Source organism: Collinsella sp. AM15-2, assembly GCF_003471985.1.
Classification (GTDB): Bacteria; Actinomycetota; Coriobacteriia; order Coriobacteriales; family Coriobacteriaceae; genus Collinsella.
Map to the genome: position 1 here is coordinate 34,020 of NZ_QRKO01000018.1, position 12,293 is coordinate 46,312.

Here is a 12,293-nt window from a genome sequence, read left to right on the forward strand (position 1 = left end):
TCCGTATTTCACCGCAACTGATGAAGGGTTGGTTAGGCGCGCTCGATGAAGGCCTTGTAGCCGCGATAGGCCTCGTAGATGTCGGCCTTGTTGGCGACCTCCCACAGGGCGTGCATGGACAGGACGGCAACGCCGGAGTCGATGACGTTCATGCCGTACTTGGCCATGATGTAGGCGATGGTGCCGCCGCCGCCCGCGTTGACGCGGCCGAGCTCGCAGGTCTGGAAGTCCACGCCTGCCTCGTCCATGATGTCGCGGATGAGGGCCACATACTCGGCATCGGCGTCGTTGGAGCCACCCTTGCCGCGGCTGCCCGTGTACTTGTTAAAGCACAGGCCACGACCCATAAAGGCTGCGTTCTTGGTCTCGAACTTGCCGGCGTAGCCCGGGTCGAAGCCGGCGGACACGTCAGAGGAGAGCATGCGGCTGTGGGCGAGTGCACGGCGCAGGGCCAGCGGGCTATCTTCGCCGGCGAGCGTCATGATCTCGGCGACGGTGTTCTCGAAGAAGCGGCTCGTCATGCCGGTGGCACCCACGGAACCGATCTCCTCCTTGTCGACGATGAGTGTGATGCTCGTGCGCTCCACGTTGGCGACGTTGATCTGGGCGACCATGGACGGATAGGCGCAGACACGGTCGTCGTGGCCATAGCCCAGAATCATGGAGCGGTCGAGGCCCATGTCGCGGGCCGGGCCGGCGGGTACGACCTCGATCTCGGCGGAGAGGAAGTCCTCCTCCTCGACGTCGTACTGCTCCTTGAGGATATCCAGGAACATCTGCTTGACGGGTTCCTTGGGGGCGTCCTTGTCGTCCTCGTCAAACTTGACGGGGCGGCCGCCCACGATCACGTCGAGGATCTCGGCATCGACGGCGTCCTTGGCGGGCTTGGCCATCTGCTCGCTCGAGAGGTGGATCAGCAGGTCGGAGATGGTAAAGACCGGGTCGTCGGCCTTGTCACCGATGTTGATGTCGACGGTGGTGCCGTCCTTTTTGCAGATGACGCCCACGAGTGCGAGCGGGGAAGCGACCCAGTGGTAGCTCTTGACGCCGCCATAGTAGTGCGTGTCGAGATAAGCCATGTCGCCGGCCTCGAAGGCGGGGTTCTGCTTGAGGTCCAGGCGCGGCGAGTCCACGTGGGCGCCCAGGATGTTAAAGCCCTGCTCGAGCGGGGCGGTTCCCAGGTTGACGAGCATCAGGTCCTTGCCGTGGTTGGCGGCGAACACCTTGTCGCCGGCCTTGAGCTCGCGGCCCTCGGCGATCACAGTCTCCAGGTCGACGTAGCCCGCCTCCTCGGCCATCTTGATGCCGGTCTTGACGCACAAGCGCTCGGTCTTGTTCTCGCTCAAAAACTGCTTATAGCCGCGGCAAAGCTCCTCGAGCTCCTCGATTTGCTGTGGCGTGTACTTTTTCCATGCGCAGGGACGCTCCATGACGCAGGCTCCTTTCGGATCGATCGTGCTGGTTGATGTACCGTGAGCCATCGTATCACGCGCGGGCCCGCGGCGGCGGGGAAGCTTGATGTGCTGTGGCTGTGGGGCGGGGAGCGTGTAAACTGGTGTGAGCAAGCCGTGCCCAGCCCAAAGCGAGGTATTCAATATGTCTGACAAGCGCCGTACCTTTGCCGTCATCGACGGCAACTCGCTCATGCACCGCGCCTTCCACGCCGTGCCGCCCACCATGAACGCGCCGGACGGTCGTCCCACCAACGCGATCTTTGGCTTTTTGAATATGTTCCTCAAGATGATTGACGCCTTTAATCCCGACGGCGTTGTCGTGGCGTTTGACAAGGGCAAGCCGCGCGTGCGCATGGAGATGCTGCCGCAGTACAAGGCTCAGCGCCCGCCCATGGACCCCGATCTGCACGCACAGTTTCCCATGATTAAGGAGCTGCTCGCCGCACTCAACGTGCCGATTTTGCAGTCCGAGGGCTGGGAAGGCGATGACATCTTGGGCACTATGGCGCGCCTGGGCGAGCAGGCCGGCTGTGATATGTTGCTGGTGACCGGTGATCGCGATATGTATCAGCTCGTGACCGAGCACGTTAACGTGGTCTCGACCCGCAAGGGCCTGTCCGACGTGGCGATCATGACGCCCGAGAGCGTGGACGATCTGTATCACGGCATCACGCCGGCGCTCGTGCCCGATTTTTATGGTCTGAAGGGCGACACGTCCGACAACATCCCCGGCGTGCCGGGCATCGGCCCCAAAAAGGCGAGCGCGCTCATTGCGCAGTACGGTAGCCTGGACGAGGTCATCGCACACGCCGACGAGGTCAAGGGCAAGATGGGAGAAAACCTGCGCGCGCACATCGATGATGCGCTGCTGAGCCGCAAGGTCGCAACCATCCGCACCGATGCGCCTGTCGAGCTCGACTTTGACGAAACATCCTTCCCGGCGTTTTCTGCCGATGAGGTTTCCGCGGCGCTGGGTACGCTTGGTATCACCGCCATGCAGAACCGTTTCTTGGCACTGATCGGTGACGAGGGTGGCGCTGCTGCCAGCACGTTTGAGATTCCCGCCGTTTTGCGCGCAGCCGGCGGCGATGCTGGCGCGCTTGGTGCCGTTGCGGCTGAGGTCTCCCGCGTGATTGATGCCGGCGAGTGGGTCGCCGCCGTGGTGGACGATGACAAGGAAGAGGGCGCGCTCTTTGGGCTGACGCGCACGCTGTGGTTGGCGACGTCCAAGGGCCTGTTTGCGCTCGAGGAGGGCGACAGCGGTGCGGCGGCTGAGGTTGAGGGCTTCAACTTCGCCCACGGCGTGATTGCCGGCGTGCTCGCGCGTCTGTTTATGGAAGGCCGTGTGGCGAGCCCGGATATGAAGGCGCTTCTGCATGAGCTTTCGCCCATCGATTCTTCTGAGCTCGAGCTCATGGATCCGCTGGCAGTCGATTCCACGCGCATCTTCGATACCGTTGTTGCCGCCTACCTGTTGGATTCCGACCGCTCCGAGTTTGACGAGGTGTATCTGGCCGATACGTATCTGCAGATGGCGCTGCCTGCGGCGCGCGGCGCAGAGGGTGCTGGCGAGGACGCTCCTGCGCCCGCCGCTCGCACGGCGGCCTTGACGCTGGCGCTGGTTGCACCGCTGCGTGACCGCATGGCCCGCGAGAACGCCGCCAACGTGTTCGATGGCATCGAGATGCCGCTCGTTCCGGTACTTGCCAAGATGGAGCGCGCGGGCATGCTCGTGGACCCCGACCGTCTGCACAGTCTGTCCGAGGGTCTGGCGACCCAGATTACCGAGGTCGAGCGCAGTATTCGCGACCTGGCGGGTGACGAGACCTTTAATATTGGCAGTCCCATGCAGCTGTCGCACGTTCTCTTTGATGTGATGGGGCTTCCGACCAAGGGCCTCAAGAAGACTAAACGCGGCTATTATTCGACCAACGCCAAGGTACTGAGCGACCTTGCCCGTGACCACGAAATCGTGCGTCTGATCTTGGACTGGCGTGAGAAGTCCAAGATCAAGTCCACCTATCTGGACACGCTGGGTCCGCTGCGTCGAGGCGACGGCCGCGTGCACACCACGTACAACCAGACCATCACGGCAACGGGTCGCCTGTCCTCGAGCGACCCGAACCTGCAGAACATCCCGACGCGCTCGGAGCTGGGTCGTACCGTCAAGACGGCGTTTTCGGCAGGCGAGGGAAGCGTCTTTTTGGCGGTGGACTACTCGCAGATCGAGCTGCGTCTGCTGGCGCATCTCTCGGGTGACGAGCACCTGGTGCGCGCCTTTAACGAGGGCGAGGACTTCCATGCCGAGACGGCAGCGCGCGTGTTTGGCGTGCCGGTGTCCGAGGTAACGCCCGACCTGCGCAGCCGCGCCAAGGCCGTGAACTTTGGCATCGTGTACGGTCAGCAGGCCTATGGTCTGTCGCAGTCGCTGCACATCTCGATGGCCGAGGCGCGCGACATGATTGATCGCTACTACGAGGCCTACCCGGGCGTGCGCACGTTCCTCGACAATGTGGTGGCGCGAGCCAAGCAGACGGGCTATGCCGAGACCATGTATGGCCGCAGACGCCATATTCCCGAGCTCAAGGCCAAAAACCCACAGCTCCGCGGCTTTGGTGAGCGCACGGCCATGAACCACCCCATGCAGGGCACCGCCGCCGACATCATCAAGATCGCCATGGCCCGCGTAAGCCGCCGCCTGGAAGAAGAGGGTTTTGCCGCCCACATGATCTTGCAGGTACACGACGAACTGGATTTTGAGTGCCCCGTCAACGAAGTCGAGCGCCTAACCACCATGGTCCGCGACGTCATGGAACACGTCGTAGACCTCCGAGTACCCCTAATCGCCGAAGCCTCAACCGGAGTAACCTGGGCCGACGCCAAATAGTAAAGCACTCGGTAAGGCAAGCTCGCCCAAGACGCAAGCCCCCACATACTTAAGATTTGGGACAAACATTGCTGATTAATTTGTCCCACAGTAACCAAAACAGAGGGGAGCCCCTTCCAACAAGGGGCTCCCCTCTGCTCAAATCATTTCAGCTAAGTATCTAGACACTCAAGACGCCATCTTGGCGGCAGGAAAGTAAACCTAGGACCTGGCCGGGCGGCGCGGATTAGTTTTTCGTAGATTCCGCACGAGCCGGAAAGCACTTAATGTGCTTTCCGAGCGAGCCCAGGACCTGACCGAACGAAAAACTAATCCGCGCCGCCCGGCCGGGTCCGACGAGCCCCGTTAACGAGCCGCCAAGATGGCGTCGATGAGCGTCAGTACGCCCCCGTCGTTGTTGCTCGGAATGCGCCACTTGGCATGCGCGTTCATGTGCTCCTCGGCATTGTCCACGATAAAGCTATGCCCGACGCGCTCGAGCATGGGAATATCGTTGTAGGTGTCGCCCACGGCGGCGGCGTCGGCGATATCGATGCCCAGGTGGTCGCACAGGTGCGCGACGCCCGACCCCTTGTCGACGCCCAGGTTCATGAAGTCGATCCACTCGCGCCCGGCGTTGGTGACGTAGAGCTTGTCCGAGAACTCGGGGCTGTAGTCCTCGCGAAACGCTGGCTCGGCATCGTAGGCGGGGAAGAAGATCGAAATCTTGTTGGACTCGATATCAAGGCACTCAAAGCTATCGACGTAGTTGATCGTGTTGTAGTACACGCTGATCTCGTCGTGGTACTGATGGTCGCGGGCGAGCACATAGAACTCGTCGTAGCAGCACAAGACGGGAACGGCACGCGGGTCCTCCGAGGCACGGGCGAGCACCTGCTGATACAGCGCCACATCGATGTTGCTCTTATAGATATAGCTGCCGCGATAGATGACGCAGGCTCCGTTGTCGGGACAAAAAGCAAGGCGGTTCTTAATGCTCTCGAACATTTCCTCGAGTTTGGGGGCGGGGCGTCCGCTGGCGGGGCAGAATACAATGCCTGCGTCGGCGAGCTTGTCCAGGCGCTCATCAAGACCCTGCGGCAACACGCGCTTGTCGGTGAGCAGCGTCTTGTCCATGTCGACGGCGAGAATCTTAATGCTTCCGATATTGGTGTCCGATTCGTAAGTTTGCATAAAAGCGCGCCTTTCGTTTCGAAATTGTTTCAGACGTTATAACCATCAACCAGTAACTGAGCGTATTGTCGCAGGAACGGAGCGTATTTGCACCACGCTTCACAAAGTAATGAAAAAACTTTTCAGAAATTTGAATTTGTCGCTTGTGCTGCGGGCACTTTAGCGTAATATAGCGACCATCGAAAACGGAGACGGAAATACAACCGCTTACCGAAGAAAAGGTACCGTTTACGATATTAGAATTGCGCCCGGCGATAGGTGAAAGGAGAGGCAGATGCAGTTCGTAAAGATCATCACCACTGCAGATAATGCCATCCGACGCCAGCGCGCAATTTCCCGACGACGATAACAATCGTCTCTGTTCGTATGGGGTGAAATGCCCCAACAGAGTCATTTTGAGGTCGTTGGGTTTTAGCACGATATAAACGCATGTTTCTAGGGCATGCTGTGCTGCTTTTTGCTATTTAACCTGATATTGCACGGTTTTTGACCTCGAAATGACTTGCAACTGACCGATGTTATAACTAGCTACCAAGGGCGAAAGGAAACAGCCATGAGCAAGGAAAAAGTCGTTCTCGCATATTCCGGTGGTCTTGATACATCCGTATGTGTCAAGTGGCTCCAGGACGAGAAGAATCTCGATGTCGTTTGCGTCTGCGGCAACGTGGGCCAGGAGGAGACCGGCTTGGATGCCAAGAAGCAGAAGGCGCTTGACCTGGGCGTTCTCGATTGCCAGGTGCTCGACCTGCGCGACGAGTTCTCCGATGAGTTCCTGACTAAGGCCATCGCCGCAAACTCCATGTACGAGAACAAGTACCCGCTGCTCTCCGCGCTGTCTCGCCCGCTGCTCGCCAAGAAGCTTGTCGAGGTCGCTCACGAGTTTGGCGCGACCTACGCCGCCCACGGCTGCACCGGCAAGGGTAACGACCAGGTTCGTTTTGAGGCTGCCGTCAAGGCCCTCGACCCCGAGCTTAAGGTTATCGCCCCGGTTCGCGAGTGGGATCTGAAGTGCCGTCCCGATGAGGTTGCCTATGCTCACGCCCACAACGTGCCGGTTCCCGAGGGCGCCAACGACAACCCCTATTCCATCGACGACAACCTGTGGGGTCGCGCCATCGAGTGCGGTCACCTGGAGGATCCCTGGAACGAGCCGCTCGACGACGCCTGGGTTATGACCAAGAACCCCGAGGACACGCCGGACACCCCGACCTACACCGAGATTGAGTTTGAGGCGGGCAAGCCCGTCGCCGTCGATGGCAAGAAGATGAAACTCTCCGAGATCGTCATCGCCCTCAACAAGATTTCGGGTGACAACGGCTTTGGCCGTCTCGACCTGGTCGAGGATCGTCTGGTGGGCCTCAAGAGTCGCGAGTGCTACGAGGTTCCTGGCGCCCTGACGCTCATCACCGCCCACAAGGCGCTCGAGGACATCTGCGTCGAGGGCGACCTGCTCAAGACCAAGATTAAGCTCGAGCAGGATTGGGCCACTGCCGTGTACAACGGCCAGTGGTACAGCCCGCTCAAAAACGCGCTCGATGCCTTTATGGCCGACACCCAGAAGTTCGTGACCGGCACCGTCCGTCTGAAGTTCTTTAAGGGCAACTGCCATGTCGTCGGCCGCAAGAGCCCGTTTAGCCTGTATGACTACGGTCTGGCTACCTACGACCGCGACACTACGTTTGACGAGAAGGCCAGCGCCGGCTTTATCGAGATCGATACGCTGTCGCTCAAGACGTGGGCTAAGGTCCAGGGCCCCAGCTCTGCTGCCGCCCAGGCCTAGCGCCTCCTTCCTTTGGTATCCGCGCGGCCCATCCGCGTGATACATAACGGGCGCATGGGGTCCCTACCTTTCGTTATGCTTGCTGACACTTCTTAACATCGGTGGCCCCTACGTTCCGCCCGCATATATGATGCCGCGTCTGCGGCTGAGTCCGAGCCCCGCCGGGGTTGTCCGGCGGGGCTCTCTCTATCAATTTGAGGGCTTTACACCTTTATATATCCGAGGAGTATCCATTATGTTCAATGCGGTTGGCGGGAGTCGAAGGGCGCCAAGTGCCAGGTGCGTCACTTCTTTGCAAATTAGCTGCATGTTCCCGTGCACGGTGGGGAATGTGTAAAACTAGCGGTTGAAAAATCGCTTTAGCGACATGGCTCATTGCTTTGGGCGCTTTTTTTGGTATTTGGAGAAAGGGGACGGTTCCATGGCTCTTTGGGGCGGTCGTTTTGAGGCGGGAGTGGCCGAGGTCACGCAGGAGTTTGGCGCGTCGCTGCCTGTCGACAAACATCTCTATAAGCAGGATATCGCCGGTTCTAAGGCGCATGCCAAGATGCTGGCGGCCCAGGGCATCATCAGTGCCGAGGACGAGCAGGCGATTGCCGAGGGCCTGACCGGAATCGAACAGGATATCGATGCCGGCAACTTCACCTTCGATATCAACGATGAGGACATTCATATGTCCATCGAGAGCGAGCTGACGCGCCGCATCGGCGAGGCCGGTAAGCGCTTGCATACCGGGCGTTCGCGCAACGACCAGGTGGCGACCGATACGCGTCTGGGCGTCAAGGCGCTGGCCAAGGAACTCATGGAGGCCAATCTTGAGCTGCGCCATGTGCTGGTGGATGCGGCCAAGAAGTACGACAAGGTGATTCTGCCGGGCTACACGCACATGCAGCATGCTCAGCCCGTGCTGCTGTCGCATCATCTGCTGGCGTATTCCTGGATGTTCGCGCGCGACTTTACACGCCTGAAGGCCGCCTTTGATGCCGCTGACAACTGCCCGCTGGGTGCCGCCGCGCTTGCCGGTACGAGCTATCCGCTCGATCGCCAGATGACGGCTGCCGAGCTTGGCTTTGCGGGTGTGATTCCCAACTCGCTCGATGCGGTTTCCGACCGTGATTTCCTGCTCGATCTGCATTACGCCGGCTCCGTCATGGCCATGCACCTGTCGCGTCTTTCCGAGGAGATCGTGCTGTGGTCGAGCTCCGAATTCGGCTTTATCACGCTTTCCGACTCGTATTCCACCGGCTCGTCTATCATGCCGCAGAAGAAGAACCCCGACTTTGCTGAGCTTATCCGCGGCAAGAGCGGTCGCGTGTACGGCAACCTGGTGCAGCTGCTCGTGACCATGAAGGGCCTGCCGCTTGCTTATAACAAGGACTTGCAGGAGGACAAGGAGGGTGCGCTCGATACCGCCCATACGCTCATGCAGTGCCTGTCGGTTATGGCCGGCATGATCTCGACCTGGACTGTCAACGAGGACGCCATGGCGCGCGAGTGCGGCGTGGGGCATCTTGCCGCCACCGATGTTGCCGATTACCTGGCTAAGCGTGGTCTGCCGTTCCGTGAGGCACATGCCGTGGTGGGCCATCTGGTCCTGATGTGTGAGAAGCACGGCTGCAATCTTGAGGACCTGCCGTTTGAGGTGTTCCAGGAGGCAAGCCCGCTCTTTGAGCGCGATATTACCGAGGCGCTCGACATCCCGTCGATCGTTGCCGCGCGCACGACCGAGGGCGGCACCGCTCCTGCCGCCGTTGCCGTGCAGTTGGGGCGCGCCGAGACGCAGCTTGCGGCCGATGAGGGCGTGTTTGGCTCGTTGACCAAGGTCGTCGAGATGGGCCACGGAGCTAATTAGCTTATTGGATGCGTCTGTCTGGTGCGTTCATCATATCTTGCCTTTACGGGTGCCTGCTACGGTGGGCGCCCGTTTTGTTATAGAGAAGGAAGGAGCTTGTCGAGAACTTCTGTAGGACCTTTGGGCAGGTTGTGAAGGGGGCACGTTCGCGGGTGGCAACCGACCGCCCGCTCTGTTCGATGTGGTTGATGAGCGGTCGGATGGTACTCTAATCGGGCTTCGAAACAGAAGTGACACATATGGAGCGCTTTAATAAATTGCAGCGTTTCAATAAACAGCTTTTTGTTTAACTGCAGCTAAAACTCTGTTACGATGCAGTCCAGGCGGGTGCCGGAATGGGACTTGGGCACGCGCGAACCTACTTGAAAGGCTACCTTATGGCTATCGAGAAGACCTTCATCATGATTAAGCCCGACGCCGTGCGCGATCGCAAGATCGGCGAGATCGTTGCTCGCATTGAGCGCAGCGGCCTTGTTATCGAGCGCATGGAGATGACCACGCTCGAGCGCGCTACCGTCGAGGAGCACTACGCCCATCTGGCCGACAAGCCCTTCTTTGGCGGTCTCTGCGACTTTATGACGAGCGGTCCGGTCGTCAAGATGGTCGTTTCCGGCCTCTCCGCTGTCTCCAAGATGCGCACCCTTATGGGCGCCACCAACCCGCTTGATGCTGCCCCCGGCACCATTCGCGGCGACTTTGCTGTCGATGTCAACGCCAACGTGATCCACGGCTCCGACTGCCTGGAGAACGCCGAGATCGAGATCAAGCGCTTTTTTGGCTAAACCAGCTTTGACTCCTTAAAGCTGTTAGCGTGTGGCTTGGGCGCCGCGGAACTTCATCCGCGGCGCCCTTTTTATTCCAGTAGACTTTTGGTAAACCCCCACAAATCTACTAAAGAGCCCCCGTCCGGATGTTTCTTCCGGGCGGGGGCTGGCGTTAGCGTCGTATGGCTTTGTGAATCTTTAGGCCTCGTCGACGATCTTAAGGCCGCGCGTGTGGTCGATCTCGTTGAGGAGGTTAACGCGACGCTCGTGACGGCCGCCCTCAAACTCGGCGTCGAGCCACTCGTCGACGATCATCTTGGCGAGCTCGGAGCCAACGACGCGGGCGCCAAAGGCGAGCACGTTGGTGTTGTTGTGCATGCGGGAGAGCTTGGCGCTGAAGGGCTCGGAGCACACGACGGCGCGTACGCCCTCGACCTTGTTGGCAGCCAGGCTGATTCCGACGCCGGTGCCGCAGATCAGGATACCCAGGTCAACGTCGCCGTTGGCAACGGCCTTGCCCACTTTGTAACCGGCGATGGGGTAGTCGAAGCTCTCGGAGGTGTCGGTGCCAAAGTTCACGACCTCGCAGCCGCGCTCCTTCAGGTGCTCGGAAATGATGTTCTTGAGCTCGACGGCGGCGTGGTCGTTACCGATACCGATCTTCATGGATGGTTCCTCTCTGGTCTGTGCGGCGCAAATGCTAAAGGTGTTTACCGCGTTCGACTGCATGATAGCGCGACTTTTGTGTAAACGCTCGGGCGTTTTTTGATCAAACGCTTTAGCAGGCAACAAGACCCGCTTTTCATGAATGAATGCCGCCAGTTTGTGCTTGAGCGCCGTCCGCCGGAACCATGGTTGCGGTTTTTGATGCATTGTTATCAAATAAAGGAGCCAACTTTTTTGAGAGTCCAGCCCGTTATGCAAGCAGGAGATACCTATGCCTACCGATTCCATCCGTGATGCCGCGTTTTGCGATGTTTTGAACCGCGAGCTTGTCTGTGCGCTCGGCTGCACCGAGCCTATTGCCGTTGCCTATGCAGCGGCGTTGGCGAGCCAGACGCTCGGTTGCGAACCCGATCATATGGACGTTGCCTGCTCGGGCAACATCATTAAGAACGTTAAGAGCGTGACCGTGCCCAACTCGGGCGGTATGCACGGTATCGAGGCTGCGGCCGTGCTGGGTGCCGTGGGCGGTGACGCCAAGAGCGCGCTCGAGGTGCTCGAGAGTGTTGACGATGCAGACCGCGCTCGCGTGACCGAGCTGCTCGCCGACGCTGACTACTGCGACGTGTCGCTTGTCGAGGGTGTGCCTAACCTCTATATCAAGGTAACTGCCACTGCCGGGGGCCATACCGCGGTCGTCGAGATCACCGACCACCACACCAATGTTACGTGCCATACGCTCGACGGTATTCCGGTGTGTGGCAAGTCGGCGGGGGAGTGTGCCGCCTGCGCCGAGCGCGTCGTGGCCGAGCGTGCCGCCGATAAGGCCGACACGCCCATGTCGATCGAATCCATCATCGACTTTATCGAGGACGGCGACATCGAGGGTGCTCGCGCCGCCGTTGAACGTCAGATTGAGCTGAACGGCGCAATAAGCGCCGAGGGCCTGGCGCACGCTTGGGGCGCCGAGGTAGGCCGTACGCTGCTGGGCGCTCGTGCCGACGACGTCGCCTGCCGTGCCCGTGCCCGTGCGGCCGCCGGGTCCGATGCCCGCATGAACGGCTGTGCGCTGCCGGTCGCCATTGTGTGCGGCTCGGGCAACCAGGGCATCACCTGTGCGCTGCCCGTTATGGAGTATGCCGACTACCTGCGTTGCGACAACGAGCGCCTGGTGCGCGCCGTGATGCTGTCCGACCTTATCGCCGTGCATATCAAGAGCTATATTGGTGCGCTCTCGGCGTTTTGCGGCGCTATTTGCGCCGCGTGCGGTGCCGGTGCCGCGATTACCTGGCTGTGTGGCGGCACGCGCGAACAGATTGGTGCGACGGTCTCGAACACGCTCGGCAACGTGGGCGGTATCGTGTGCGACGGCGCCAAGGCGAGCTGTGCCGCCAAGATTTCCGCTGCCGTCGATGCGGCGATTCTGGGCCACGATATGGCCATGCAGGGCCGCGGCTTCCGCGCCGGCGAGGGTCTGATCCAGGATACCGTCGAGGAGACGATCGCGAGCATGGGCTATGTGGGCCGTGTGGGCATGAAGGATACCGATGTCGAGATTCTCAACATCATGATCGGCAAGACCATCGTCGACTGCTAGGGGCTCTGGGGCACTGCATCTTGTTGTTGAAACTATCGCGCTTGTGGCTGTAAAGCACCTGTCTGCATTGCGGACAGCGAGGATCTCGCGGTATGTCACCAGGTCGTTCTCGCGCTTGATGCG

The 12,293-nt window shown here is 60.0% G+C and carries 8 protein-coding genes; 5 read left to right on the forward strand and 3 right to left on the reverse strand.

Annotation, left to right across the window (positions count from 1 at the left end):
- Window positions 1–32 precede the first annotated feature (32 nt).
- Window positions 33–1,430 carry an aminopeptidase gene (locus tag DW171_RS08005; RefSeq protein WP_117786654.1) on the reverse strand — a complete coding sequence of 466 codons (1,398 nt, stop codon included), beginning with the start codon at window positions 1,428–1,430 and terminating at the stop codon, window positions 33–35.
- Between the two features lie 166 nt (window positions 1,431–1,596).
- Here DW171_RS08005 and polA point away from each other — a divergent pair, with 166 nt between their 5' ends.
- Window positions 1,597–4,341, forward strand: coding sequence for a DNA polymerase I (polA, locus tag DW171_RS08010; RefSeq protein WP_117786653.1), 2,745 nt, complete (start codon window positions 1,597–1,599; stop codon window positions 4,339–4,341).
- Between the two features lie 345 nt (window positions 4,342–4,686).
- Here the strand turns inward: polA and DW171_RS08015 are convergent, their stop codons facing one another.
- Window positions 4,687–5,514, reverse strand: coding sequence for a Cof-type HAD-IIB family hydrolase (locus DW171_RS08015; RefSeq protein WP_117786952.1), 828 nt, complete (start codon window positions 5,512–5,514; stop codon window positions 4,687–4,689).
- 553 nt (window positions 5,515–6,067) lie between these two features.
- Here DW171_RS08015 and DW171_RS08020 point away from each other — a divergent pair.
- The 3 genes from DW171_RS08020 (at window position 6,068) to ndk (ending at window position 9,928) form a co-directional block, all read left to right on the forward strand.
- Window positions 6,068–7,294: an argininosuccinate synthase gene (locus DW171_RS08020; protein ID WP_117786951.1), complete on the forward strand. Its 1,227-nt coding sequence runs from the start codon at window positions 6,068–6,070 to the stop codon at window positions 7,292–7,294.
- 421 nt (window positions 7,295–7,715) lie between these two features.
- Window positions 7,716–9,146: an argininosuccinate lyase gene (argH, locus tag DW171_RS08025; RefSeq protein WP_117786950.1), complete on the forward strand. Its 1,431-nt coding sequence runs from the start codon at window positions 7,716–7,718 to the stop codon at window positions 9,144–9,146.
- Window positions 9,147–9,523: 377 nt separating this feature from the next.
- Window positions 9,524–9,928 (forward strand): nucleoside-diphosphate kinase, encoded by a 405-nt coding sequence (gene ndk / locus DW171_RS08030; RefSeq protein WP_055251725.1) that lies wholly within the window; start codon window positions 9,524–9,526, stop codon window positions 9,926–9,928.
- A 180-nt stretch (window positions 9,929–10,108) separates the two neighbouring features.
- Here the strand turns inward: ndk and rpiB are convergent, their stop codons facing one another.
- Entirely contained in the window at window positions 10,109–10,576 is a 468-nt protein-coding gene (gene rpiB / locus DW171_RS08035; protein ID WP_035138007.1) for a ribose 5-phosphate isomerase B, read from the reverse strand.
- A 271-nt stretch (window positions 10,577–10,847) separates the two neighbouring features.
- Here rpiB and DW171_RS08040 point away from each other — a divergent pair, with 271 nt between their 5' ends.
- The gene (locus DW171_RS08040; protein WP_117786949.1) at window positions 10,848–12,170 is read left to right on the forward strand and encodes a serine dehydratase subunit alpha family protein; all 1,323 of its coding nucleotides are present in this window, start codon (window positions 10,848–10,850) and stop codon (window positions 12,168–12,170) included.
- Window positions 12,171–12,293 lie beyond the last annotated feature (123 nt).